Source organism: Sphaerospermopsis sp. FACHB-1194 (assembly GCF_014696235.1).
In the GTDB taxonomy this organism is placed as follows: Bacteria; Cyanobacteriota; Cyanobacteriia; order Cyanobacteriales; family Nostocaceae; genus Sphaerospermopsis; species Sphaerospermopsis kisseleviana.
Genome location: NZ_JACJPU010000007.1, coordinates 118645 through 143387, shown reverse-complemented (window position 1 = coordinate 143387; position 24743 = coordinate 118645). Strand labels below are relative to the sequence as shown.

Here is a 24743-nt window from a genome sequence, read left to right as displayed (position 1 = left end):
AGACTTAGCTGCTGGTGAAGTTGCTCCTGTTGCTTTGACTGCTCCTGCAATCAACGGTTAATCTGAAACTGGGTTTAATAAGCTTAGTTAAATAAGAAAATACCCTCCAGAAATGGGGGGTATTTTTGTTTGTTTTTTAGTAGCAGGTTCACTGTTAATTGTCCATTATGGAACAGCTTGACATTTTCAGTGAAATCATCTACATTAATGTAATGTCTTCAAATTTATCGACACACCCCGCCCGAACCTTGAAAACCGCATAACTTCGTTCAGGTGTGTGGATGGCTTGCACCATAAGGATTTCAGGCTGCAATTTTCGCCATTTCTTGAAGTTTTTTTTCCATTTTTAAGAGGTGTGTGGATCAGGGTATCTGAAACCCTTGCTCTGTAAGGTTTCCAGAAGTGAACTCTTTCCAAACTAATTTCCCCGCAAGGGGATAGAAACGGAAAGTAACTCTAGTCGATCTCCGTTCCTGCCTTCACTTTACAAAATCATTTCCCCGCAAGGGGATGGAAACGCCTTGGCGGCAATGTCAGGGGCCACCTCGACCTCGGGGCTTTACAAAATCATTTCCCCGCAAGGGGATGGAAACACAACAACAGCAGCGGAAAAAACAAACCTAGCTAATCTTTACAAAATCATTTCCCCGCAAGGGGATGGAAACGCCCAGATAGCAGCACCGTTTGCGGTTGCATAGCACGACTTTCCAAACTCACTTCCCCGCAAGGGGATGGAAAACTCTCCGCTGATCTCACTGGGTAGTTTTTGGAGATCCTTTCCCAACTAAATTCCCCGCAAGGGGATGGAAATAGCCTATTTTGCTATACTCTAATTGCTGATCAGCGACTTTCAGATAAAAAAATATACAATTAATTCTTGTGGGTAGGCATACTTCGACACGCTCAGTACAGGTCTTGCCTGTCCTTAAACCCGGATGGGCTAGAACGTCGATTTAGTAATGCTAGGTAATCTGTTTTTACCTTGTAGGGGCGAAGCATTCGGACAGAATATGAACTGGTTTCACCGATAGGTTATCACCCGAATGCTTCGCCCTTACGATTAATGAATCGGTGTTCTAGAAGCCCATCCCACAATATTAGACCTCTCCGAAAAAGATGTAGGAACAATTGATGAATTGTCCCTACGAATGGGTTTCAAGTTACGCTTATGTAATTTTCGGAGATGTCTATTGGATAATCTATTTCTTGGAAGTCCCTAAAACCGCGTTTTTCATCCTGTTAATCCTTTAATCCTGGACATCCTGATTCAGACAGTTTCTCCAAAACTCCCCAAAAATGTCATGATAGAAAAAGTGAAACAATGGCAGGGGTAATTAAGACAACTTGGACTTTTAGACCCCAAAATCACTTACCTCACACTGTGCTATCAAACAAAAGTTTTCCAAAGCTGATAGCTGATAGCTGACTACTGACTGCTATAAAAGGAGATAAAACTACGGTTTACGCACGTCCTTTAGCCCGGTTAATTGAACAACTGCAACGCCTTCCTGGGGTGGGTCCAAAATCTGCCCAGCGTCTAGCGTTGCATATTTTGAAGCGTCCAGAATCTGAAGTGGAAGCTTTAGCACAAGCATTGATTGATGCTAAAAAACAGGTAGGTTTGTGTCAAGTCTGCTTTCACCTCTCATCTGAACCTGTATGTGATATCTGTCGCAACCCGAACCGGGATAATCAAACTATTTGTGTAGTTGCAGATTCCCGTGATGTGATAGCTTTGGAAAAAACCCGCGAGTATAAAGGGAAGTATCATGTTTTGGGTGGGGTAATTTCGCCGATGGATGGTATTGGACCAGAACAGTTGACGGTTCAAGCTTTGGTAAGGAGAGTCAGTCAACAAAAACCCCAGGAAGTAATTATGGCTATTAGTCCCAGTGTGGAAGGGGAAACCACTACATTATATATAGGTCAGCTACTCAAGCCATTTACCAAAGTAACGCGCATTGCTTTTGGTTTACCTGTGGGTGGTGATTTAGAGTATGCTGATGAAGTGACACTGGCTAGGGCTTTGGAAGGAAGAAGGGAATTAGATTAGGAGTAGGGGCAAACCCCCCGTGGTTGCCCCAGGAGTCAGGAGTCAGAAGAATAAATAATTATCAATTATCAATTATCAATTACTTTTTTTGATGCTTATGTTGCTGTTGTAATTGGTGCATTTTATTAAATAAATGCCAACAATATTCTTCAGGTAGTCCACAGGTGATTGCACCCCTTAGCACAACGTTAAAATACCAATCATTAGGTGCAACTTCTTCTTTTAATTTGTTCACTACTACATAAGTACGAACATTTTTGTATATTTGATCTTTGTGGTGAATATCTACTATTTCATGACGATAGAATTGTTGGGAAACACCTTCACGTTGATCTAGATTTTCGCTGAGTCTCCAAGGTAACTGATAAAGTACACCTGTGACTAAGGATGTAGAATCATTGACTACATCTAGAACCCCACATTTACGCAGGGGGGAATAACCATAAAATCTGAGTTTATATTCTTCTAATATAGCAGGTCCGATGACATAAGGGTATGTATTTTCACCAAGCGATCGCTTTAAATCCACTGGACACATACAAGAACCATAGGCAAAATAATAAAATGTTGGTTCTGTCTCTACCTTTGCAGGATTTTGAGGTTGTACCCAACTATGGTTTATGTGTCCACTGTGATTACTCATATTCCTTCTTTATATGATAATATAAAAATAGTATTACGTTAATGATCATAAATGATCATATTCAATATATTTAGAGTTCGTAAATTTCTAATGGTAAATTATCTGGATCTTTAAAAAAGGTAAATTTCTTGCCTGTAATTTCATCCACTCTGATATTTTCCACTTCGATATTTTGAAAAGTTAAATAATTCACACTTTCTTCAATATTCTCAACTGCAAAAGCAAGATGTCTTAAACCACAAGCTTCTGGATTACTCACTCTTTGGGGAGGGTTGGGAAAGGAGAATAATTCAATTTGGGTATTTCCTACTTTTAAATCTAGTTTATAAGAATTTCTCTCTTTGCGGAAGGTTTCATGAATGATAGGAAAACCAAGAATGTCAACATAAAAATATTTTGATTTTTGGTAATCTGAACAAATGATAGCGATGTGATGAATATTTAATATTTTTATCATAAATTGCTTTCTTCTATTCTTAAAAACAATTCTATGGTTTTTTGCCACTGGTAAACTTATTCAATAAATCAATTACCTTTTTGGCATCCTTAATCGCTTGTTTTGCTTTAGAAATAAGAGTATTAGCAGCTATATAATCTTCATAGTCAACTTCACACCTCAGAAGACGTAACCGCTCTAAAATTTCTCCTAATTTTCTAAAATCACGGTTTTTAGTATAACTCTTTAATTCTGTAATTACATATTCATGTACACTATATTTAAGGGTTTTTAAATTATCATATCCTTCAAAATCTCGTAAATAGTTTCTAGTTAAACAGAAAGCAGAGTAATACGCCCTACTAATACAAGCGCGTATTTTCGCTTCATTAATTGATGCACTATTTGCCTGATTTGAGGTATTAATTACTTCATTATATAAAGTTTCTGCAACCTCTAAATAACTTCACCAATCAAATTTCATTCAAAGTCCAAATGAATACAAAGATTTACAGCAACCCCTAATGAAGCATCTATCCACCAATTTTCATCCAATTCATCTAGTTGATTTAGAGCTTGATCAACAGATTCTGAACTAGCACAGATAGAAAGTACCAGTTTCTCCCATTGAGGAGATTCAGGATCAACGTACAACTTTAATCTTAATTTCTCACTTGGGAAATATTTTCTTATTTGTGGATGAGCTTCTAGCAGCACATCTATCAGGTTTGAATGCTTTTGCAAAAACCTGTGTACATCAATAACATTTTCTACTCTGTAAAAGAAACTGATTTTGCTTAATTTATGAGTCCATCCCGTCTCTTCTAAAAGAGGTTTGTGTAGTTGTATAGATATTTCCTCTATTTGTGCAGATAATTCCAATACTATGCTATCTATATTTACAAAGGGGTTAACTTCAGTGATTGCATTCACTAATTTGTTAAATAAAATTTCATCTATTTTGATAATTAAATTAATGCCTGATTGATATTGTTGTGGAATCCTTAGAGTTTTCATAATTTTTATACTTGATATGTGTTGCTGATTGCAATTTACTAAATTAAACAAACTCAAATAATCTTGTATTTGAGCCAATAGAGGTGTTAGTGAAGTGCGGAATTATTTTATTATCATACACTGAAAACACCTTCATAGGTTTACATTTTTTACCTTCTGAGCATGAGCAATCAAATTATAACTAAACAAAGAATATGTGTGAAAATTTTAATATAAATTAAACGGGAGATAGATGTTTCTTTAGTCGGTAGAGGTATAGCATTGCTAAACCCCTACTTAATTACTACCCTAAAATCGTCTTTGATGCAATCCTGGTTTTCTTGCGGTCTGCTTCCGAAAGTTCTTGACCGGCTTGCAGACGAGTAGCAGAAGTTTGCAATACGGTTGCGGCATTGGTATCACCAATTTGTAAAGCAGTTTTCGCTGCTGTTTGCAACATTGTGACTGCACCTGTGCGATCGCCTTGTTCTAATTTTGCCTCTGCAATCTGAGTTTGGCGATATTTAGCTAATACCAAAATTGACTGTGACACCTGGGTATTTAATGCTGGTTGGTAAGTCTGAGTAATATTAGCATATATCGGCATCAGGGGAGAAAGTAAACTCTCTTTTTTCTGTGCTGGATCATCGTAGCGAATCTGAATATGTCCAATGACTTGTTCACCTTCTGGCAATTGTCCCAAATAAATATTCCCCAAAACTACCCTTTCTACATCTTTCATTAAATCACCCAAACGAATCACAAAGCTACCATTAGCTTCTGTTTCCACTGGTAACTCAATGGTTTCTGGGGCAACTTGGGCGACTGGTTTGAGTTCTGCTAACCGCACACCAGGAACGAGAGACAGCAATAAATGGGCATTGGTTAAGCCCACAGATTGAATGCGTTTAAACAAGCGTTTAAACTGGTCCACAGCTTGGTTAGGAGTCTCAATATAAGCGAGAGTACCACCACCAGCATCGGCGATTTTTTCCAGTAGGTCCTGATTCCAGTCATCACCAAAACCAAAGGTGTTAATGGTGATATTTAATCTGGTGGCTTTTTGTGCTAGTTGCAAACAACGGTTGTTGTCATTTGATCCTATCTGCCATTTCCAGATTTTTAACCCGTTATCACCATGACCATCTGTGAGTAGAAAAGCTTGGGAAACAGCACCTTTTGTTCCTTTGAGCAATTCTGTAATTCCCAAAGATAAACCTTCACCAATAATAGTACCGCCTCCAGCTTTCAGACTTTTGTGTAACTGGGTTTTGATGGTTTTGGGGTCTTGAACGATTTGGTTAGGGATAATGACCTCAGCAGTACCCGCAAAAGCCACAATTGAGATCCTGTCTCCGGGTTTGAGTTGATCTAATAATTGTTCCACTGCCTGAATCACTGTGTTCATAGCTTCGCCGTGCATAGAACCGCTTTTATCGAGAATCAGGCATAAATTCACGGGTATACTAGAATCAAGCTCATCAGCAATAGCCGAAATGGAAATTTCTAGTTGACGCTGGTTAGTAGTTTGGGTTGCGTCAACGTTAGTATCATTTAGTGCCGATAATAATTTAACTTTCATGTAGGAGGAGCATCCTGCAACACAGTTTTTGAGACAATTCTGGTTTTCTTGCGATCGCTCTCTGATAGATTTTCACCTGCTTGTAAACGAGTAGCTGAAGTTTGCAGCACCGTCGCTGCACTAGCGTCACCCATTTGTAAAGCTGTTTTGGCGGCGGTTTGGAGCATGGTGGCCGCCCCAGCGCGATCGCCTTGCTGTAATTTTGCTTCCGCTAACTGGGTTTGGCGATACTTGGCTAAAGCTAAGATTGACTGCTGCACCTGGGGATTGGTACTCGGTTGGTAAGTGCGATCTACATTCACATAAACTGGCATATTGAGGGAAAATAAACCAGCTTGATCCAGTGCGGGATCATCGTAGCGTACTTGCACATTAGCGATCGCCTGTCTACCTTCTGGCAACTGTCCCAAATAAATATTAGCCAAAATCACCCGTTCCACATCTTTCATTAAATCCCCTAATCTCACTGTAAACCGTCCATCTGGTTCTGTTTGTACAGGTAATTCAATTGTCTCTGGAGCGACTTGAGCTACAGGTTTTAAGTCTGCTAATCTCACATTAGGCATCAGGGAAAATAACAGGTAAGCGTTTGTTAAACCCACTGTTTGCATCCGAGTAAACAGACTATTGAACTTATCCACCGCTTGTTCAGGGCGTTCAATATGTGACAAACTTCCTAACGCTGCATCCGCAATTTTCTCTAAAATATCCTGATTCCAATTGTCTCCAAACCCTAACGTATTTAAGGTTAAATTATAGTCAGACGCTAATTGAGCAAATTTCAAGCAGCGATTATTATCACCATGTTCATTTTCCCCATCTGTCAGTAAAAAAGCTTGGGAAACAGTATCTTTTTTACCCTTTGCTAACTCTTCTATTCCCAAACGTAACCCTTCATCAATTGCAGTACCCCCATCCGCAGAAAGACGATTAATTTGCTGTTTGATGTAATCTCGCTCTGCAATTACCTGATTAGGTACTAAAACCTTGGCACGATGGTCAAAAACCACAATACTCAGTCTATCCTGCTCACTGAGACGGTCAACCAACAAACAAGCCGCCTTTTTCACATTATCCAGCGATCGCCCCCGCATCGAACCACTATGATCTAATATTAAACATAGATTTAATGGCACACTAGGATCTAAAGTTTCCCCAATCGCCGAAATCGAAACCGCTAACTGACGTTGACTACTAGGTTGATTCGCGTCTGCATTAGCATCATTGAGATGAGGTTGCAAGTTAACTTTCATAAAGTCATTTTCCTAACGAGATTATCTATATCTATTTATAAATAACTTCAATACCCAGTTAACAGAGTACGGAAAACAGATAAAGGAGGCAGGAGGCAGAAGGCAGGAGGCAGGAGGCAGAAGGCAGGAGGCAGGAGGCAGGAGGCAGAAGGCAGGAGGCAGGAGGCAGGAGGCAGGAAGGTTTACCTCGTCTCTCGTCTCTCGTTTCTCTCGTTCCCAGTCTCTGACTGGGAATGTGAACATAGAGGTTCTACCTCTCACCCAACACCTTAACAATTCTTAACTCTATTTTCCCCCAAAAATCCCAAAAAAGTTTCAGCACCTTTTTTTACCCCTAAATTATTGAGAACGGTTGCGAATAACTCAACGTATTTTCAAGGGTCTTGACTTCTGGCAGGGTTGTGTTATGATAGGTTTTAGAATAATCAAAGGGAGTCCTATTTTATAAATCAGGATATCCAGGATTACCGGATTTACAGGATAAAAACGCAGATAAACGCAGATAATCTGAATCACGATTTAGATGATTTAAGAATTTCTAGGATACGATTTAATGATGGTTGGTTATTTTTGAAGGATTTTTTGTCAGAATCAGGATAACCAGGATTATAGGATTTACAGGATGTTATTTAATGATGGTTCGTTACGCTCCAAGTTATGGAAGGAATGAACCACCATCACCGGAGGTGTTCCCGCAGGGTAGAAACGAAGGACACCAAGGTAAGAGGTTTCAGAGAGATTTGAAAATTTCATCCTGTTCATCCTTTAATCCTGGACATCTCCACCACATCTGTGATATTTTAAAGTCAAAATCATATACTGAGTCTATAAACACCAAACCAAAATACTATCCTGTTCATCCTTTAATCCTGGACATCCTGATTCAGACGAAAATCTATTTCCCGCAAAGGCACAAAGGAGCAAAGGCGCAAAGAAGATATCCTGTACATCCTTGAATCTTAGTTTTAACAATCTGCGTTCATCCGCGTTCCTATCCTATAAATCCCTAAATCCTGAAAATCCTGATGCGGACAAATATTGACATCTAATAAATATATATGATATATTGAAACTTAAATAACTTAAATCATATAACATCAAACCAAAATCCTATCCTGTAAATCCTAAAATCCTGTACTTCGACTTACTTCGACACCGCTCAGGACAGGCTCAGTACAAGTCGCTCAGTAACCAGATATCCTGATTCTGACATATTAAAAACCGTAAAAAAATTGAACGCCTGACGGCGAGGAAAAAGGAAAAAAAGAAAAAGTGTAGAGGGTAAAAGGGTAAAAGAGTAGAGAACTAAAGAGTCCTTGCGCCGGCAACTACTAACCGAAACCCTTGGTAGTGGCTACTGCCTTCAGGGTCGTCGTCGCCACGAAACGCAGAACGGCAACCTCTGGGGCTGCCAAACCAAGAACCGCCGCGCAGCACTTTACGTCCGCTTTGGCTTGTCACAGCACTGCCATCTGTAGGCGCGTTATTATAGTTATCTACCTGATTATCCAAACACCATTCCCAAACATTGCCGTGCATATCATACAAACCAAAAGCGTTAGGGGGAAAAGAACCTACATCTGTGGTTTGTTCGCGATATATACCTTTAGGTGCAGAACCATAAGGGTAATTACCATTATAGTTTACCAAATCTGGGGTAATATTTTCACCAAAATAAAATGGTGTGGTAGTTCCGGCTCTACAAGCATACTCCCATTCTGCCTCGCTTGGTAATCTGTAGGTTTTTCCTGTTTTTTGGCTTAACCGTTGACAGAATTTAACCGCATCATTCCAACTAACTTCTTCAACAGGACGTTGGTTGGTGAGCGAAGTTGAGCTATCGCCTTTAAAGTCAGAAGGGTTATAACCCATGATAGCTTGATATTGTTTTTGTGTCAATGGATATTTCCCCATGAAGAAACTGGGAACAGTTACTTGACGTTGGGGACCTTCATTTGATGCTCTATCTTTCTCAGTTTGCGGTGAACCCATGAGGAATGTTCCCCCTGGTATTTCCACCATTTCTAAAGTCACACCATTTCCTAAATCTTCGGTAAAATATCGCGCTGAGGAGTTGCGTCGGTTGATGATGCTTCCGGTGGAGTCGGTGGTGACAACTTCAAAATTAAAGGTTGAGAGGGAGTTTGAGGAAGTTTGATTTTCAGAAGTTTGATTTTTAGGACTTGGGAAGAATAAATTTTGTCCTACAACAGCAATAGTCACACCACCAACAAATAAGCTGGGATAAACCAAGAAATTTCTCCGGGTGATAATTGTAGGTTGAGAAGATTGATTTTGGAAAGATTGATTTTGAGAACTTCCCGATTTTTGGAAAGATTGATTTTGAGAAGATTGATTTTGAGAACTTCCCAATTTTTGAGAAATTGGAGGTTGGGGTGGTTGGGGTGGTTGGGGAGGTGGAGGAGGTGGAGTTTGTAAAACCTGCAAAAGTTTATCAGATGACTGATAACGGTTTTGATATTCTGTCTGTAATAACTTATCTAAAATCTTACCTAACTCTACACTCACAGGTTGCTGTAAATGAACACGCCATTTTTCCACCCACCCATAACCTTGAGTTTTCCATAAATTCCAAGGATGCACCCTTGTCATTAAATGAAAACAACTCGCACCCAAACTAAATAAATCACTCGCTGGATAAACTTCCCTATCTTCCATCTGTTCTAAAGAAGCATAACCATAACTTCCGATGATCGTACCTGGACGCATTGTACCCTGAAGTTGTTTAGATGCACCAAAGTCAATCAAGAATAATTTTCCATCACTGCGACGACGCATAATATTTTCTGGTTTAATATCGCGGTGAATGATTTTTTGATTGTGAACTATTTGCAGAACTGGTAAAATCTCTAGCAACAATTTACGAATTTTTCTTTCATCAAAAGTTTCACCATTCGCTAACTCAATTAATAAATTTTCTCCATCAATAAAATCTTGAATTAAATATAGATATCCATTCTCCTCAAAATATGCCTGAAGTCTAGGAATTTGCGGATGTTGCAGTTGTTGTAATCTTTTAGCTTCTTCTTCAAATAACTCTGTTGCTTTTTTTAAAGCATAGGTATTTTGCGTTTGCGGTGCAAGTTGTTTGATAACACAATTTTCATTAAATTTATCAGTATCTTCTGCTAAATAAGTTTTCCCAAAACCTCCACCCCCCAAAGGTTTAACTGGACGGTAATGGTTTCTAAGGATAACTAAAGGAATACCACAACTAGGACAAAACTTTGTCGTATCTGCTACGGTTGGATTATGACAGTCTGGGTTTAGACAGCATATTTGATTCATGGGAGAGTTTCGGTAGATACGTTACATTTTAGAACATATACAAAAATATACTCGCTAATTTCCCAATTAGGTAATAAATTATCTATAAATTATCTATAAATTATCTATAAATTATCTATTTCCTCACGCCAAGACGCAAAGGCGCAAAGAATATATTCTGTACATCCTTTAATCTTGATGCTGAGAATCTTCGTTCATCTGCGTTCCCAACCCAGGCTGTTAAAAACACCATATATATTGCGCCCACAGATTCCCACTCATAACATAAGTGTACAACAGTATTCACGGCTTGTCAAGTCCAAAAACAAAATAAACAGAAAAAGCATAAAAAATGTATTGGATGGCTTCCAATCCCCAATCACCTACCTAGAAATCCACACCCTTTAATTATTTTGCGATCGCGCTAGGATGTAATACAGTTAACGGCATAGTTTTAGGCGATTGAGATTCTATGGAACATTTTCCCATCAAAGCTGTACAAGCTGCCTATTACGGCGAAAATTCCTACCGCACACCACCCCCAGACTTACCTTCCCTACTATTAAAGGAAAGAATAGTATATCTGGGAATGCCATTAGTTCCTGCGGTTACAGAATTGATCATCGCTGAACTACTATTTTTACAATCCGACGACCCAGAAAAACCCATTAAAATCTATATCAACTCTACTGGAACATCTGGTTACAGTGGCGAACCTATCGGTTTTGAAACCGAAGCCTTCGCTATTTATGACACCATGAAATACATTAAGCCCCCCATCCACACCATCTGTATTGGTTCAGCAATGGGTATGGCTGCCATGTTGTTGAGTGCTGGGACAAAAGGTTGTCGTGCGAGTTTACCCAACTCTTCCATTATCTTGCATCAGCCCAAGAGTTACGCCCAAGGGCAAGCTACAGATATTCAAATTCGGGCTAAAGAAGTTTTGGCAAACAAAGCCTCAATGGTGGATATTCTGTCACGCACCACAGGACAAGCACCAGAAAAAATCACCAAAGACATGGATCGTCTATTCTACATGACTCCTTACCAAGCCAAGGAATACGGTTTAATAGACCGCGTGTTTGAAAAAGAAGAACTCGCCAACCCCCCACTTCCTGCAAGTGTGCTTTAAGAAGGTGACTGGTGATTGGTGACTGGGGATTAGGTGATTAATCTACCCCCATCTCCCAATCTAAATAAACTACAAATGGAGTCGTAAAAATGCCTATAGGTGTGCCTAAAGTTCCCTACCGGATGCCCGGAGGACAATATACAGATTGGATTAGCATTTATGACCGTCTATACCGGGAAAGAATCATTTTCCTGGGCAGAGATGTCGATGATGAAATTGCTAACCAAATTATTGCCGTTATGCTTTATTTGGATTCCGATGATCCAGGTAAAGATATTTATTTGTACATCAATTCCCCCGGTGGGATGGTGACATCTGGTTTGGCAATTTATGACACCATGCAACACATCAAATCTGATGTTGTCACTATTTGCGTGGGTTTAGCAGCTTCCATGGGATCTTTCTTATTAGCTGCTGGTACTAAGGGTAAACGCCTAGCTTTACCTCACTCCCGGATCATGATTCACCAACCTTCCGGCGGTACTCGCGGACAAGCTTCTGATATTGAAATTGAAGCTAGAGAGATTCTGCGAATTCGTAGCCAACTGAATCAGATTTATGCTAATAACACTGGTCAAGCTTTGTCTAAAATTGAGAAAGACATGGATCGGGATTTCTTTATGTCTGCTCAAGAAGCCAAGGAATATGGTTTAATTGACCGTGTGATTGAAGAACGCATCTAAACAGGGCAAAATAAATTCAAAATTCAAGGTTAAAAATTCAAAAGCATCTTAACTTTGAATTTTTGATTTTGAATTTTGAATTGGAGCAAAGCAACATGGATATCGGAGATTGCTACCGTTTATTGGGGTTAAGGTCAGGAGCTTCTTTTGCTGAAATTAAAGCGTCTTATCGGCGACTGGTACAGCAATATCACCCCGATCTCAACCCAGATGATGAAAAGTGTAAAGAAAAATTTATTGCCTTGACGGAGGCTTACAAACTCCTGCAAACGGTAGTACCACCTGAGGAAATAGCTGTAAAATCACATAGTTCATCCTCTTCATCCCCTTCATCCACTTCATCCACTTCATCCACTTCATCAGTGTTTGAGGATAGTTCTACCCAGGTAGCATCCCCACCGTCAGTATCAACAACAGTAATGCCTCATCCACCAACATCAGAAGATATAGAGGAACGGTTAAAGTGGAAGACTTATGAACAGTTGCAGCGGTTTTTACAGGAAAAACGTTTTCCCCAAGCGATCGCTCTGGTTGAAGCTTTAGCTGCTAGATTACCTGGGGATATAGAAGTCAAACAATGGCAAGCTATATCTTATCAAATTTGGGGACGGGCTTTAATTGCCCAAAAACAACTGCCAAAAGCCAGAATTTATCTAAAAAAAGCTATCAAGACAGATCCCCACAATAAAGCTCTGTTTAACGAAGTTCAGCGCGATTTTGAACGGTTAGGGATTAAGTTTTAGAAGTTGATTGTTTAGAAAATTTACCCCAAGGAAATTATCAACTAGAAATTAATGGTCAATCTGCTGGTAATTTAACTGGTAATTTAAAATTAGATGAATCCTCAGAACCTTTCCAAGAATTAAATCTAAAACAATAAATTTTAGTTCGTAGTAAGCGATTTATCGCTTTAGTTCAATGGTAAGGAGTCAGGAGTCAGGAGTTTTGAATTATTTATGGGCATGAATATAATCAACAAAGTAGAATTTAGGAATCAGCCAAAGTTTCAACCAAGTATAAATTCCCATTCCTAAAAGTGCGGTAATTATTAAGGGTAAACCCACTTTTAGACGGAAAGCATCAGGAAGAATTGCCACCCCAGATACAACTATGACAAAATAAGCTAAAAGTCCTATTTGCAAACGTTCTAAATTTTTAACTGTGGTTCTACAACTGCTACAATGTTGAGTATGTTGTTGATAACGATCCAACATCACCAGTCTATCATCATTGATTTTAGTTTCTGTATCCTTAATTCCCACCTCACTCCAAGGTAACTGACCATGACAATATTTATCAAACCAAGTCCTAAACTCAATTACTAATCTATCTGCACTGGTAGGTAATTTATAAGCTGTTTTCCAACTTTCCCTTTCTTGTTTTTGCTGCAACAAATATTCTTGCTGATTTAACAAAATCATATCACCATCTAACACCACATTTCTATTAGTGATATGATCCCACCAACGGGGTGTTAAATAATGAAATGTTTTCGCAAAATTACGACTAAATTGACCAACAATTCTCGATTTTCCTGGAGATACAGGTACACAATAAACTATCAGTCCTAATTTCTTTTCTGTCTGACCCAGACTAATCGCATATTCTAAACGACAAGGTGGTTCAAAAGTGATTGTTGTTGGTAAACCTCTAGGAATGGAAACTTCAATTAAATCAATTGTTGATTTAATTATATTCATAGTTATGGGTTGTGATTTGTCTCGATTACCTTGTACTCCATGATGAGCAAAAGGAACATGACTAGGATCAGCTACATTTTCTACTAATGTCTGCCAATCATACTCTAAATCACGGACTATAGAAGTCCAAACAAATCCTTTACTAGCGTCTATTTGTGGTGATAAAGGTAAAGGTGTCTTTGCTGCTAGTTCGGGGGTTTTCGCATCTGGCCACACCCAAAGTAAGTCATTTTCCTGACGTACTGGTAAAGAAAGGACACAGAAATTTTCTTGATTTTTGGTGACAATTTCGGTATTTTCCGCTTGGGGAATGTGAGTACAAATACCTTGATCATCAAATTGCCAACCATGATAACTACACATTAAATTACCTGTTTTGTCATCAATACGACCTTCGCTTAAAGGTGCTAAACGGTGAGGACATTGATCTAAAAATACCCGGTAATTTGCAGATGATCTAGGTTTCCAAATTACTAAACGTATTCCTAACAATTTTACCGGGGTGGGACGTTGTGGATCAAGGTCTTCAATTGGTGTAAGAGGATACCAGTGCTGAAAAAAGTTAAATTCGGCTTGCATTCTATTTCTTGTAATAATTCAATTAACCAGGGCGTGAAAAAAATTTGAGAACAATTATTGTATGTCTGAATCTGTAATTTCTGAATCTGTAATTTCTGTAACCGTTAAATTGTTCGCTGCTTATCAAGAAGCTTATGGACTTTCGGAACTAATGCTGGAATTTCCTCATGGTACACCAGTCAAAGCTGTATGCGATCGCCTCATATCAGAACACCCAGAACTGAACCAATGGCGTGATGTTACCCGCTATGGCATTAATTTAATCTTTGTTGCACCCGACACCCCTCTTAAACACGGTGATGAAGTCGTACTTATTCCCCCCGTTAGCGGAGGATAATTTTAGATTTTGGATTTTGGATTTTGGATTTTAGATTGATCCATTCCTACTTACTGTCACCTGTCACCTGTCACCTGTTCCCTGTTCCCTGTTCCCTGTAACCTAATATCCGACTATTTTTGTCGGGTATGTTTGACGAGTATTTTGCCTCGTGTTAGTATTTTTTTCACAGTTGACGGATATACGGGGAAGCTAGTTTATGACTCAGGCCATCGCAAACTTAAACAAAGCCAACACTTCCATATTGAAAGCACTCAAGTGTAAAGAATGTGGTGCAGAATACGAACTCCAAGCTACTCATGTTTGTGAGTTGTGCTTCGGTCCATTGGAAGTTAAATATGACTATGATGTTTTGCGTCAGTCTGTCAGTCGAGAAACTATTGAAGCTGGTCCTAATTCAATTTGGCGTTATCGTCAATTTTTACCCGTTGCTACCGACAACTATATAGATGTGGGAACAGGGATGACTCCCTTATTGCGTTCTCATCGTCTTGCCCGTCGCCTGGGTCTAAATAAACTTTATATTAAAAATGATGCCGTAAATATGCCCACCCTGAGCTTTAAGGATCGGGTGGTGTCTGTGGCACTGAGCAGAGCTAGAGAATTAGGTTTTACAACTGTTTCCTGTGCTAGTACCGGCAACTTGGCAAATTCTACCGCTGCGATAGCTGCCTATGCTGGTTTAGATTGCTGTGTATTCATTCCTTCTGACTTAGAAGCTGGTAAGGTATTAGGTAGTTTAATTTACAGTCCCACCTTAATGGCAGTCAAAGGCAACTACGATCAAGTAAACCGCCTTTGTTCAGAAGTTGCCAATACACACGGTTGGGGATTTGTCAATATTAATCTTCGTCCTTATTATTCCGAAGGTTCTAAAACATTAGGTTTTGAAGTTGCAGAACAACTCGGTTGGGAACTACCAGATCATATAGTTGCACCTTTAGCTTCTGGTTCATTGTTCACCAAGATTTATAAAGGTTTCCAAGAATTTACCGAAGTTGGTTTAGTCGAAGGTAAAAAAGTTCGCTTTAGTGGCGCACAAGCAGAAGGCTGTTCTCCCATTGCTACAGCCTTCAAAGAAGGAAGAGACTTTATTCAACCAGTAAAACCGAATACAATTGCTAAATCCATTGCCATTGGCAACCCAGCAGATGGGGTGTATGCTGTAGAAATCGCCCAAAAAACAGGCGGTAATATTGAATCAGTAAATGATGCAGAAATTATCGAAGGTATCAAACTGTTAGCAGAAACCGAAGGTATATTCACCGAAACCGCAGGTGGTACAACCATCGCCGTGCTGAAAAAATTAGTAGAAGCTGGTAAAATTGATCCAGATGAAACTACAGTTGTGTACATCACTGGCAACGGTTTGAAAACCCAAGAAGCGGTACAAGGTTATATTGGTGAACCTTTGACTATTGATGCCAAACTTGATAGTTTTGAACGGGCGTTAGAAAGATCCCGCACCCTTGATCGCCTAGAATGGCAACAAGTTCTTGTTTAGTTAATGTCATTGGTAAATTACAATTAACCACTGACTTTAGGGGTTGAGCAATGCTAACCCCCTACCAACTCTCACTTGAAAACTAAAAACTAATCTTTAGACTATGGCCGTAACAGTTCTAGTTCCCACTGCGCTGCAAAAATTTACAAATAATCAAGCTGTCTTAGAATGCAGTGGTACCAACATTGCTGAATTATTTGATTCTTTAGAGCAAGTTTGTCCAGGTATTAAGTCGCGTTTATGCAATGAAGAGGGGAAACCAAATCGCTTCTTAAACTTATACGTTAATAGCGAGGACATCCGCTTTTTAGGTGGAACAGCAACACCCTTAAAAGATGGTGATGAAGTGAGTATTGTTCCTGCTATTGCAGGTGGTTAAAATTAGTATTCAGCAGTCAGCAGTCAGCAGTCAGCAGTTAGCTAAATAATACTCCTATCCCACTGTTAAATTACCTATAATTTTCATAACTTATCCCTTCAGGGACGAAATATAGGTAATCTTTATAGGTAATCTTTGAGTGGGAAGGGAGCAATTAACCATTAAACAGTTAGCAACGCTTGTAAATCCTCAACTTTTAATCTTGGTCCGTAGGTTGTAACTACTTGAGAAGCTGCGGTAGATGCTAATTTTCCTGCTGCTTCATAACTCATACCGTGGGTAATACCATAAAGAAAAGCTCCTGCATACATATCACCTGCACCCACTGTATCCACAGCATGAACTTGAGGTGCGGAAATTTCAATTAATTTTTCCCCATCAAAGACTACAGAACCTTTAGGACCACGAGTAATAGCAAATTTCTGGCTGAGAATTTTCAGTTTATCTACAGCTACCTGAAAATCTTCTGTTTCTGCTAAACCTAACGCTTCACTTTCGTTAGCAAAAATAAAGTCTAAACCAGGTCCGATCATATCTAATAAACCATCTTTGAAAAATTTTACCATGTTGTAATCAGATAGGGACATGGTGGTTTTAACTCCAGCATTTTTAGCGATATCTCTAGCTTGAATAGCTGCTGCTTTACCAGTGGGAGATGTGACTAAATAACCTTCGATATATAAATATTCTGAATCTGCGATCGCCTCTGGAACTAATTCTTGACTCGAAAATTCTCCTGTTATTCCCAAAAATGTATTCATGGTACGATCAGCATCAGGAGTAACTAATACTAAACATTTACCTGTAATTCCTGATTGCAAATCAGCATTTTTTAAGTTAGTATCTACCTGACAATTGAGTAAATCTTGAATATAAAACTCTCCAAATTCATCATTAGCAACTTTACAGGAATAAAAAGTTTTTCCTCCTAGTTGACTAATAGCCACTATTGTGTTTGCTGCTGAACCTCCACAACTTTTATGACAATGAAGATTTTTGAGATTGTCTAACATAAGATTTTGACTATCTTCATCTAGTAGTGTCATTACACCTTTATCAATGTTTAACTTTTCTAGCAACTCTGGAGATACTTCATATTCTATATCTACCAAGGCATTACCCACACCATAAACATCATATTTCTTACCCATTTTTAGCTCCTCACAAATTATTCTTTGTTATCTTATATCATGTCTGGTTGAACACTTATTATATCTGTTGAGGCTGGTAATTGGTAATTGGTAATTGGTAATTGGTAATTGGTAATTGGGTTATTAACTTCCTCCTGACTCCTGACTCCTGCTATATGTTCATCTGTGTTGAGTTAGTTGTTGTTGCCATTGTTGATAATTTTCGATATTATTTAAGACTATTTTCTGATAGGTTTCATTAATTAAATCAATGTTTAAAACCTGACCAAAATTATTTTTTCTTGTCACATACCAAAATTCCTTACCTCTGTTTGTATAATAAGTTCCGGCTTTAATTAATCCCGGTACAAAAGTACCAGGGGCGCGTAAATCTTTCAGTGTTTTTGGTGGTAGGTCTATGGTGACAGAGATAATATGATTTAGGGGTATTTGCCAAAGTTTGTGAAAGCGAATGGCTATAAGTTGTTCTGTTAAAGTAAATTCTATTTGCAAAGAGTTGTCTACAATACTTAATTCCATGATTCTTCCTTTTGATTACCAATCACCTCTTCCCCAATCACCAATTACCAACGCCAAGAATATGATATGTAAAAATAAGAATGACTGACTATAGCACAGTTAGATAAAGGATTGACCTGAGCAATGGCAGAAGAAACCAATCAAAATCAAGCAGAAACCGAAAAACCCGCTGCTGCTAAACCTGCGGCCAAGAAAGAAAAACCCCCCGCAGTGGAAGATAAACCATTTGAAGAGTTTATGCAGCAACATTATTTACCAGCTTTACAAAAGGCGATCGCAAATGAAGGAGTACCAGATGCACAGCTAAATTTTGCCAAGCAGAAGTATCCTATTATTGGCTTTGACTCAGCGGAAGAATGCTGGCAAATTATTGGTTCTTGGCAAAATGGACAAAAACAGTTTAACGTCTATTTCCCCGATGCAGACATTCAAGGTAAAAAGGGTTTTTCCTGTAACGAAGGTAAAAAACCCAGTACCCTAGAGTCATTCTTAATAGATGAGCGCAAAATTACCCTTGATTTATTGGTATCTCGCCTAGTTTACCGTTTAAACGGTCAAAAATGGCTAGGTAGAAATTAATTATCAATTGAGAATTGACAATTGATAATTGGTGTTGTATGAGTGCCTTTTGGTGCTACATTTCGTGGAAATGGTAGGTAACGACTCCAGTGATGGGGTCGTTGTCTATTCGTATATAGCCGGATTTTAGCATTTCTTTTAGGATTTACAGGATAAAAACAGGATTTTTATTTTTGGGTTTTAATTAATTGGAATTTAGATAGTTTCAAGATCCCAGTTTATAACTTACATAACGATTCAAACTGACATTTTCTTCTGCTGCTTCTATCGCTAATTTTCCATGAAGTTCAGGAGTAATACGAACTTGAAATTTACCACTGTAGGTTTTTTCTGCAATAGGTTCTGGAATTTCTTCACCATTAGCTTCCATATCTAATACTATATCTTTGACCAAATTCGTAATACCTTCTAAAGCCAAATTACGATTTTCATGGAGATAAGATAAGCTAGGAAATTCAGCACATAATCCTACAAATTCTTGATCTTCACTTGACCAGGTAATTTTATATGTGTAGTGGTCGTAGTTAACCATTTTCCATTCCCTCAATTTTCTCAATGGCTGCTAAAACCTGCTTGACTTGATAAAATTTTGCTTTTCCATTCTTTTCTTGAATGTTAACTCTTGGATCTCCAAACCAAGGTGTTTTATAGACACAATGACTTGTTCCTTGCTGTCTAGGTTCTCCGAAATAATGATTACAAAGTTTTACTAAATTAAATCAGTAAATTTGACATCTTTAGGATTATTTTTTATTTCAGCTAAAAGTTTTTCAATTTGTGCCATAGAAAAATTATAGTACCACTATTGATACTATGTCAAGGAATATTCTGGAAATCCCAATTCCTTCATATTTATTGATAATTAACTAAAACTCAACCAACTAAATACTTCTTTTACCGTCAATTCTAAATTAACACCTTCAACTATTGGCAACTGATCCTCACCGTCATATAAATCAATTTTTTGCCCAGGAAACACAGCTAAAACACTTTCTTCTTCTGGGTTCATTAACCAAACTAATTCTGTACCATTGCGGGAACAATGTAATAATTTAGTTAATACCTTTTTTTGTTGTTGTTCTGGAGAAAGTATTTCTATTACCCAGTCAGGATGAATTTCAAAACGGTTGTTAATTTTCCCTGATGCGGTTTTAGGTATTCTGTCCCAGCGAAATACAGCTATATCCGGTACAATAGTATCTCCACCAAAAGTACAACGTAGTTCTGGAAAAGCATAGGCAATTTTTTGTGTTTCGGCTACTTGGTTAATAGTAGTACACAATTTAATCTGTAGAAGGCTGTGTTCACCCTGTGGCATTGGTTTTTGTATAATTTCCCCGTTGATAAATTCTGATGCTGGTTTAGTTTCTGGTAATTTCAGAAACTCATCTAGAGTAGTTTGGAGTTCTTTTGTTATAGTCATAGTTATTAATGAATAATAATCTTCATTATATCATTAATAACATAAATTTGACAAAAATTACCAATTACCAATTACCAATCACCAATTACCAATCACCAATCACCAATTACCAATCACCAATTACCAATCACCAATCACCAATCACCAATCACCAATCACCAATCACCAATCACCAATCACCAATTACCAATTACCTAATTTTCACTCCGTTGCCAAATTTTAATAGTTTTATCTAAACTTCCACTAACCAACATTTCACCCGATGCAGTAAAAGTTAAAGCTGTTACAGTATCAGCATGACCAGAAAAAGTTCCTAATAATTCTCCGGTTTCCAAATGCCATAATTTAATAGTTTTATCAGCACTACCACTAGCAATAATTTGTTCATCAGGACTCAAAGTAACTGCATAAACCCCTTCTCGATGACTTTTGAGAGTGTGCATTAATTCCCCAGTTACTAAATTCCAAACTCTCACAGTTTTATCTTGACTACCACTAATTAAATATTTACCATTAGCACTCATAGCCAAAGAATTAACAATGTGAGAATGACCTATTAAGATATGTACAGGTTTAATTTCTTGCTGATTTCTATTATTAAATGAAGATGTTAAACGCCAAACTTTGATTTTGCGATAACTACCTGTCACCAAAATTTTGCCATCTTGACTTAATACCATTGAATGGGCAGCAGTATCATCTAAACATAAAGTATTTTCTACTAGGCGATCGCGCAAATTCCAAAACAAGATTTTTCTATCATCTCCACCAGTTGCTAAACTTTTACCATCAGGAGTAAACGCCACACAACGCACACTACCTTGATGTTTATGCAGGATATCAATTAAATCTAACGCCCCAGTATGCCAAATTTTAACCGTAGAATCAGCACCTACACTAACTAAAGTTTGTCCATCGGTACTAAAAGCTAAAGAATTAACTTCATCTACCACACCAGAAACAGACCAAGGATATTCTGCTAAAGTTTCAATTAATTCACCTTTAGATAAATCCCATAACTTTGTCTCACCACGACTACCACTAGCTAAAATTGGGATAGTTTTCACATTATGACCACCCAAATCTTTCACTGTTAAAGCTTTAATAGCATAAGCTAAACAGTTAATTCCTCGCGTGTGTCCTTTTAATGTTTGCCAACATTCCCAATCACCAATAATATGCTTTTGTGGATGTTCTGAAGGCAACGTCTGAATCACTTCCACCATCATTTTATGATCGGTGATGGATGAATCATATTTATTGCCATTTTTATTGCCATTGATAAATTCCAAATACCAATTTAAACCACCAGCATACAATAAACTACTCGGATGTAAATACAACTTTGGTTCAGAAAATTGAACTTGATTTGTAGGTAAAAAACCAGTGATCACTGTTTGTTTTTGATATCCTAACTTTGTATGTCCTGGATAAAACAAACACAAGAAAATTAATACTTGGTGGTTTTTCACATCTTCCTGTGTTACCGTCCAACGAATTTTATCTTTTTTAATGCCGTTAAAACTTTCTCCATCCGCTACGTGAACTTGTACACTGATTTGGGAATTATTACTTAAAATATAAGTAAACTTACTTTCACCGCGCAAATTTCCCTCATCATCCAAAACCATATTTTCTAAACTGTCTTGTGGCACTTTTTTCACTAATTTACCCAAGCGTTCTATGATTACCCGATCTACAATTTGTTCACGCACAAGAAAATCTTCCGCTTGACTTTGAAAAAATTTAGGAAAGGGAATTGTCCAATCTGGTGGTTCAGGATATTCTGGAGGCATGGGTGGTGGATTTTTGGCCAGAATTTCTGCTTGTTTACGAGAACATTCCAGAATTTTTGCCAAAGAATCGCCCCAAAATACCATAATTTCACTGTGACAACCTTTGACTTGACCTTCCAAAAGAGATAGATCAATTGTCTTGGGTTTTTTCACCCTTTGCAGGAAGTCCGTTTGTTGCGCTTTGAGTAAACTAATCCAATCCATCTGCATGATAGTGACACACTATTGCATACCTAATGTAAGTTATACTAAGAAATTTAACCAATTTTATAACCTTTAGTGAAATAAAGATTAAGCAAATTTAACAATCTGAAAAATAGGAACTGATATTTAAAGCAGATTGTCAGAAAATGAGATAAAAACAAATTTAAATGATTTCCATAAATTCTAACTAACTCTGAAAACATCTTACTGTTTCTAGAGCAACATTTATAGTCACTAAGAAGGTTTATGTCAGTAAATCAAAATCTTGGCTGATACAATCTTATAGCAGGAATTTACCAAATTGAGCAAACCAGGATATATTAATTATTTGTGTAATCAAAGGATCTATCTGAGAAAATCACTATGTCAACTACATCTTACATTTTTGTCGCTGGAGCTAGTCGTGGTGTTGGTCAAGAAATCGCCAAATATTTGACAGCACACAATATGAAGGTAAAAGCACTCTTGAGAACAGAAGTAGCCGCTAAGGAATTAGAAGCTATTGCTGTTCATCCAGTATTCGGAGATGCTTTAAAAGTGGATGATGTAGAAAAAGCACTTTTAGGCAATGAACCTATCCAAGCTGTAATTAGTACCCTTGGTGGTTTACCTACAGATGGTGTCAAACCAGATTTTATTGGTAATAAAAATTTAATTGATGCCGCAGTCAAAGCTAAAGTACAAAAGTTTATTTTAGTAACATCTATTGGTTGTGGTGATAGTGTAGGTGCGCTTCCTCCTCAAGCTTTAGAAGCACTCAAACCAGTATTAATTGAAAAGGAAAAAGCAGAACAACACCTGATAAATAGCGGACTCAACTATACCATTATTCGTCCCGGTGGTTTAAAATCAGAACCATCTACAGGTAATGGTATTTTAACCGCAGATCCCCGAATTGTTGGTAGTATTCACCGTGCTGATGTTGCTGAATTAGTTTGTCGTTGTTTAAATTCTACTAATGCTAATAATCAAGTTTTGTCTGCATTAGATAAAAATATGATTTATCCAGGTTTACCAGAATTTGTAGAGTTTGATTTAGGTAATTGGTAATTGGTAATTGGTAATTGGTAATTGGTAATTGGTAATTGGTAATTGGTAATTGGTAATTGGTAATTGGTAATTGGTAATTGGGAATAGTTGATTAGAAAACATAAAATTGATTACCCAGTCACCAGTCACCAGTCCCCAGTCACCAGTCCCCAGTCCCCAGTCACCAGTCCCCAGTCCCCAGTCCCCAGTCACCAGTCCCCAGTCCCCAGTCACCAGTCCCCAGTAACCTTCATCCATCTGTGGTTATGATAAGATAATTTGTAATCCTTTGACTAATCTTTCTATTCCTGCTTTTGCTGTTTCTTGTTTTAATGCACCATAAGCAACACGCAAATAACAACCGTCTTCTATCCCGAAGGTTGTACCAGGGATGACTGCTACTTTATGTTCTTGAATTAATCTTTTTACTAATTCTAAAGCATCTATTTGAGTATGTACTTTTAAGAAAAAGTAGAAAGCCCCATTTGCAGGTGTGATGGTACATAAACCTTGTAATTCATTAAGTGCATTAATCACTATTTTCCGAGTTTGGGCAATTGTTTGAATATGATCTTTTACATAATCTTCTTTTGCTTGTAATGCCCCTAATGCTGCATACTGGGAAACGACAGGAGGACAAATTAAAATTGTATCTTGTACTTTTTTGACTGCATTTAATAAATGTTGAGGAATTACCATATAACCAATACGCCAACTCGCAAAACCATAAGCTTTGGAAAGGCTATAAAGGGAAATTGTATATTCATTACTTCCCGCAAATGCACCAGGGGAAATATGTTTTATTCCCTCATAGGTAAAATATTCATAAGCTTCATCACTAATATGATAAATACCCCGTTCTCGACAAATTTGATTTATTTGTTTTAATACCGCTTCTGAATATATTACACCTGTGGGATTATTCGGCGAAATTGTGACAATGGCGCGGGTTTTGGGTGTAATAGCTTGGGCTATATTTTCAGGAATTAATTGATAATTTTCGTCTGTTGCTACTAAAATTGGATGACAACCCGCCATTGTAATTGCCATTTCATGATTGAAATAATAGGGAGTGTTTAATATAATTTCGTCACCTGGGGAAGTTATGGCTAAAATAGCATTCATAAAGCCCATATTACTACCGGCTGTGACAACAATACAATTTTGATTGTTAATTTCAATGCCGTTAAATGTTGATAATTTTGTTGTTAATGCTGTAATTAATTCGGGTATTCCTGTAACTGGTTTGTAGAGATGATTTGTGGCATCGTTGAGGAATTTTGGTAATATTTCTATTGCTTCTGGTGGTGGACTATAGTAGACTACACCCTGTCCCAAAGAAATTGTACCGGGAGAATTTTTGATTAATTCCCCAACTACAGGAATAATTGGTGATTGTACCGCATTCATGCGAGAGAATTGATATTTCATAATAATCCAAGGAGTTACAGGAGTTACAGGAGTTACAGGAGTT

Annotated in this window: 25 protein-coding genes and 1 CRISPR repeat array; of the genes, 11 read left to right on the top strand and 14 right to left on the bottom strand. The window is 37.9% G+C overall.

Annotation, left to right across the window (positions count from 1 at the left end; all coding sequences use genetic code 11):
• Nucleotides 1-409: 409 nt before the first annotated feature.
• Nucleotides 410-810: direct repeats of the CRISPR family, unit length 39 nt; unit sequence CTTTACAAAATCATTTCCCCGCAAGGGGATGGAAACGCC.
• Nucleotides 811-1438: 628 nt separating this feature from the next.
• On the top strand, nucleotides 1439-2053 hold the full coding sequence (gene recR, locus H6F45_RS06640) for a recombination mediator RecR (RefSeq protein ID WP_190346808.1): 615 nt from the start codon (nucleotides 1439-1441) through the stop codon (nucleotides 2051-2053).
• 79 nt (nucleotides 2054-2132) lie between these two features.
• Here the strand turns inward: recR and H6F45_RS06635 are convergent, their stop codons facing one another.
• The 6 genes from H6F45_RS06635 to H6F45_RS06605 all read right to left on the bottom strand — a co-directional run bounded on the left by H6F45_RS06635 (nucleotide 2133) and on the right by H6F45_RS06605 (nucleotide 10272).
• Nucleotides 2133-2696, bottom strand: a complete 564-nt coding sequence (locus H6F45_RS06635; RefSeq protein ID WP_190346799.1) for a gamma-glutamylcyclotransferase — start codon at nucleotides 2694-2696, stop codon at nucleotides 2133-2135.
• A 70-nt stretch (nucleotides 2697-2766) separates the two neighbouring features.
• Nucleotides 2767-3150, bottom strand: a complete 384-nt coding sequence (locus tag H6F45_RS06630; protein WP_190346807.1) for a VOC family protein — start codon at nucleotides 3148-3150, stop codon at nucleotides 2767-2769.
• Nucleotides 3151-3612: 462 nt separating this feature from the next.
• On the bottom strand, nucleotides 3613-4227 hold the full coding sequence (locus tag H6F45_RS06620) for a hypothetical protein (protein ID WP_137667860.1): 615 nt from the start codon (nucleotides 4225-4227) through the stop codon (nucleotides 3613-3615).
• Nucleotides 4228-4432: 205 nt separating this feature from the next.
• Complete coding sequence (locus H6F45_RS06615) at nucleotides 4433-5710, bottom strand: VWA domain-containing protein (protein ID WP_190346798.1); 1278 nt, start codon at nucleotides 5708-5710, stop codon at nucleotides 4433-4435.
• Nucleotides 5707-6963, bottom strand: a complete 1257-nt coding sequence (locus H6F45_RS06610; protein ID WP_190346797.1) for a VWA domain-containing protein — start codon at nucleotides 6961-6963, stop codon at nucleotides 5707-5709. Before H6F45_RS06610 ends, H6F45_RS06615 begins: the two co-directional genes overlap by 4 nt.
• A 1305-nt stretch (nucleotides 6964-8268) precedes the next feature.
• A complete protein-coding gene (locus H6F45_RS06605) occupies nucleotides 8269-10272 on the bottom strand; it encodes a bifunctional serine/threonine-protein kinase/formylglycine-generating enzyme family protein (RefSeq protein WP_190346796.1) in 2004 nt (667 codons plus the stop codon).
• A 451-nt stretch (nucleotides 10273-10723) separates the two neighbouring features.
• On the opposite strand from H6F45_RS06605, the gene H6F45_RS06600 reads away from it, so the two are divergent.
• The 3 genes from H6F45_RS06600 to H6F45_RS06590 all read left to right on the top strand — a co-directional run bounded on the left by H6F45_RS06600 (nucleotide 10724) and on the right by H6F45_RS06590 (nucleotide 12812).
• Nucleotides 10724-11386 carry an ATP-dependent Clp protease proteolytic subunit gene (locus H6F45_RS06600; RefSeq protein WP_187041865.1) on the top strand — a complete coding sequence of 221 codons (663 nt, stop codon included), beginning with the start codon at nucleotides 10724-10726 and terminating at the stop codon, nucleotides 11384-11386.
• Nucleotides 11387-11475: 89 nt separating this feature from the next.
• Nucleotides 11476-12069 (top strand): ATP-dependent Clp protease proteolytic subunit, encoded by a 594-nt coding sequence (locus H6F45_RS06595; protein ID WP_096571907.1) that lies wholly within the window; start codon nucleotides 11476-11478, stop codon nucleotides 12067-12069.
• Nucleotides 12070-12164: 95 nt separating this feature from the next.
• Nucleotides 12165-12812, top strand: a complete 648-nt coding sequence (locus H6F45_RS06590; protein ID WP_190346795.1) for a J domain-containing protein — start codon at nucleotides 12165-12167, stop codon at nucleotides 12810-12812.
• Between the two features lie 207 nt (nucleotides 12813-13019).
• On the opposite strand, the gene H6F45_RS06585 is transcribed toward H6F45_RS06590, so the two are convergent.
• On the bottom strand, nucleotides 13020-14348 hold the full coding sequence (locus H6F45_RS06585; protein WP_137667855.1) for a Rieske 2Fe-2S domain-containing protein: 1329 nt from the start codon (nucleotides 14346-14348) through the stop codon (nucleotides 13020-13022).
• 76 nt (nucleotides 14349-14424) lie between these two features.
• Here H6F45_RS06585 and H6F45_RS06580 point away from each other — a divergent pair, with 76 nt between their 5' ends.
• From H6F45_RS06580 to H6F45_RS06570, 3 genes are all read left to right on the top strand, one after another.
• Nucleotides 14425-14685, top strand: coding sequence for a MoaD/ThiS family protein (locus H6F45_RS06580; RefSeq protein WP_190346805.1), 261 nt, complete (start codon nucleotides 14425-14427; stop codon nucleotides 14683-14685).
• A 199-nt stretch (nucleotides 14686-14884) separates the two neighbouring features.
• A complete protein-coding gene (gene thrC, locus H6F45_RS06575) occupies nucleotides 14885-16189 on the top strand; it encodes a threonine synthase (RefSeq protein WP_096571904.1) in 1305 nt (434 codons plus the stop codon).
• 103 nt (nucleotides 16190-16292) lie between these two features.
• Complete coding sequence (locus tag H6F45_RS06570) at nucleotides 16293-16568, top strand: MoaD/ThiS family protein (RefSeq protein ID WP_190346794.1); 276 nt, start codon at nucleotides 16293-16295, stop codon at nucleotides 16566-16568.
• A gap of 161 nt (nucleotides 16569-16729) precedes the next feature.
• Here the strand turns inward: H6F45_RS06570 and H6F45_RS06565 are convergent, their stop codons facing one another.
• Both H6F45_RS06565 and H6F45_RS06560 read right to left on the bottom strand, forming a co-directional pair.
• Complete coding sequence (locus H6F45_RS06565) at nucleotides 16730-17719, bottom strand: adenosine kinase (RefSeq protein WP_190346793.1); 990 nt, start codon at nucleotides 17717-17719, stop codon at nucleotides 16730-16732.
• Between the two features lie 159 nt (nucleotides 17720-17878).
• On the bottom strand, nucleotides 17879-18238 hold the full coding sequence (locus tag H6F45_RS06560) for a hypothetical protein (RefSeq protein WP_096571901.1): 360 nt from the start codon (nucleotides 18236-18238) through the stop codon (nucleotides 17879-17881).
• Nucleotides 18239-18361: 123 nt separating this feature from the next.
• On the opposite strand from H6F45_RS06560, the gene H6F45_RS06555 reads away from it, so the two are divergent.
• The gene (locus tag H6F45_RS06555) at nucleotides 18362-18817 is read left to right on the top strand and encodes a DUF2996 domain-containing protein (protein WP_137667850.1); all 456 of its coding nucleotides are present in this window, start codon (nucleotides 18362-18364) and stop codon (nucleotides 18815-18817) included.
• Between the two features lie 205 nt (nucleotides 18818-19022).
• Here the strand turns inward: H6F45_RS06555 and H6F45_RS06550 are convergent, their stop codons facing one another.
• Both H6F45_RS06550 and H6F45_RS06545 read right to left on the bottom strand, forming a co-directional pair.
• Complete coding sequence (locus H6F45_RS06550; protein WP_190346792.1) at nucleotides 19023-19349, bottom strand: type II toxin-antitoxin system HicB family antitoxin; 327 nt, start codon at nucleotides 19347-19349, stop codon at nucleotides 19023-19025.
• A 330-nt stretch (nucleotides 19350-19679) separates the two neighbouring features.
• Nucleotides 19680-20240: a Uma2 family endonuclease gene (locus H6F45_RS06545; protein WP_190346791.1), complete on the bottom strand. Its 561-nt coding sequence runs from the start codon at nucleotides 20238-20240 to the stop codon at nucleotides 19680-19682.
• Nucleotides 20241-20287: 47 nt separating this feature from the next.
• Here H6F45_RS06545 and H6F45_RS06540 point away from each other — a divergent pair, with 47 nt between their 5' ends.
• Nucleotides 20288-20476 (top strand): hypothetical protein, encoded by a 189-nt coding sequence (locus tag H6F45_RS06540; RefSeq protein WP_190346790.1) that lies wholly within the window; start codon nucleotides 20288-20290, stop codon nucleotides 20474-20476.
• On the opposite strand, the gene H6F45_RS06535 is transcribed toward H6F45_RS06540, so the two are convergent.
• Complete coding sequence (locus tag H6F45_RS06535; RefSeq protein ID WP_242027394.1) at nucleotides 20435-22246, bottom strand: WD40 repeat domain-containing protein; 1812 nt, start codon at nucleotides 22244-22246, stop codon at nucleotides 20435-20437. The two genes, H6F45_RS06540 and H6F45_RS06535, sit on opposite strands and share 42 nt — an antisense overlap.
• A gap of 357 nt (nucleotides 22247-22603) precedes the next feature.
• Here H6F45_RS06535 and H6F45_RS06530 point away from each other — a divergent pair, with 357 nt between their 5' ends.
• Nucleotides 22604-23290, top strand: a complete 687-nt coding sequence (locus H6F45_RS06530) for an SDR family oxidoreductase (protein WP_137669455.1) — start codon at nucleotides 22604-22606, stop codon at nucleotides 23288-23290.
• On the opposite strand, the gene H6F45_RS06525 is transcribed toward H6F45_RS06530, so the two are convergent.
• On the bottom strand, nucleotides 23276-23392 hold the full coding sequence (locus H6F45_RS06525; RefSeq protein ID WP_190346788.1) for an alpha/beta hydrolase: 117 nt from the start codon (nucleotides 23390-23392) through the stop codon (nucleotides 23276-23278). The two genes, H6F45_RS06530 and H6F45_RS06525, sit on opposite strands and share 15 nt — an antisense overlap.
• On the opposite strand from H6F45_RS06525, the gene H6F45_RS06520 reads away from it, so the two are divergent.
• Nucleotides 23378-23539, top strand: coding sequence for a hypothetical protein (locus tag H6F45_RS06520; protein ID WP_190346787.1), 162 nt, complete (start codon nucleotides 23378-23380; stop codon nucleotides 23537-23539). The genes H6F45_RS06525 and H6F45_RS06520 overlap by 15 nt on opposite strands.
• On the opposite strand, the gene H6F45_RS06515 is transcribed toward H6F45_RS06520, so the two are convergent.
• Entirely contained in the window at nucleotides 23534-24700 is a 1167-nt protein-coding gene (locus tag H6F45_RS06515) for a pyridoxal phosphate-dependent aminotransferase (RefSeq protein ID WP_137669321.1), read from the bottom strand. The two genes, H6F45_RS06520 and H6F45_RS06515, sit on opposite strands and share 6 nt — an antisense overlap.
• Nucleotides 24701-24743: the final 43 nt, after the last annotated feature.

What these genes read in the sequence shown, in the direction of transcription:
- H6F45_RS06590 (WP_190346795.1), top strand. Translation starts at nt 12,165, where the DNA reads ATGGATATCGGAGATTGCTACCGTTTATTGGGGTTAAGGTCAGGAGCT.
- H6F45_RS06570 (WP_190346794.1), top strand. Translation starts at nt 16,293, where the DNA reads ATGGCCGTAACAGTTCTAGTTCCCACTGCGCTGCAAAAATTTACAAAT.
- H6F45_RS06605 (WP_190346796.1), bottom strand. Translation starts at nt 10,272, where the DNA reads ATGAATCAAATATGCTGTCTAAACCCAGACTGTCATAATCCAACCGTA.
- H6F45_RS06635 (WP_190346799.1), bottom strand. Translation starts at nt 2,696, where the DNA reads ATGAGTAATCACAGTGGACACATAAACCATAGTTGGGTACAACCTCAA.
- H6F45_RS06515 (WP_137669321.1), bottom strand. Translation starts at nt 24,700, where the DNA reads ATGAAATATCAATTCTCTCGCATGAATGCGGTACAATCACCAATTATT.
- H6F45_RS06555 (WP_137667850.1), top strand. Translation starts at nt 18,362, where the DNA reads ATGGCAGAAGAAACCAATCAAAATCAAGCAGAAACCGAAAAACCCGCT.
- H6F45_RS06525 (WP_190346788.1), bottom strand. Translation starts at nt 23,392, where the DNA reads ATGTTTTCTAATCAACTATTCCCAATTACCAATTACCAATTACCAATT.
- H6F45_RS06550 (WP_190346792.1), bottom strand. Translation starts at nt 19,349, where the DNA reads ATGGTTAACTACGACCACTACACATATAAAATTACCTGGTCAAGTGAA.
- H6F45_RS06560 (WP_096571901.1), bottom strand. Translation starts at nt 18,238, where the DNA reads ATGGAATTAAGTATTGTAGACAACTCTTTGCAAATAGAATTTACTTTA.
- H6F45_RS06585 (WP_137667855.1), bottom strand. Translation starts at nt 14,348, where the DNA reads ATGCAAGCCGAATTTAACTTTTTTCAGCACTGGTATCCTCTTACACCA.
- H6F45_RS06545 (WP_190346791.1), bottom strand. Translation starts at nt 20,240, where the DNA reads ATGACTATAACAAAAGAACTCCAAACTACTCTAGATGAGTTTCTGAAA.
- H6F45_RS06600 (WP_187041865.1), top strand. Translation starts at nt 10,724, where the DNA reads ATGGAACATTTTCCCATCAAAGCTGTACAAGCTGCCTATTACGGCGAA.
- H6F45_RS06595 (WP_096571907.1), top strand. Translation starts at nt 11,476, where the DNA reads ATGCCTATAGGTGTGCCTAAAGTTCCCTACCGGATGCCCGGAGGACAA.
- thrC (WP_096571904.1), top strand. Translation starts at nt 14,885, where the DNA reads ATGACTCAGGCCATCGCAAACTTAAACAAAGCCAACACTTCCATATTG.
- H6F45_RS06615 (WP_190346798.1), bottom strand. Translation starts at nt 5,710, where the DNA reads ATGAAAGTTAAATTATTATCGGCACTAAATGATACTAACGTTGACGCA.
- H6F45_RS06565 (WP_190346793.1), bottom strand. Translation starts at nt 17,719, where the DNA reads ATGGGTAAGAAATATGATGTTTATGGTGTGGGTAATGCCTTGGTAGAT.
- H6F45_RS06535 (WP_242027394.1), bottom strand. Translation starts at nt 22,246, where the DNA reads ATGCAGATGGATTGGATTAGTTTACTCAAAGCGCAACAAACGGACTTC.
- H6F45_RS06610 (WP_190346797.1), bottom strand. Translation starts at nt 6,963, where the DNA reads ATGAAAGTTAACTTGCAACCTCATCTCAATGATGCTAATGCAGACGCG.
- H6F45_RS06530 (WP_137669455.1), top strand. Translation starts at nt 22,604, where the DNA reads ATGTCAACTACATCTTACATTTTTGTCGCTGGAGCTAGTCGTGGTGTT.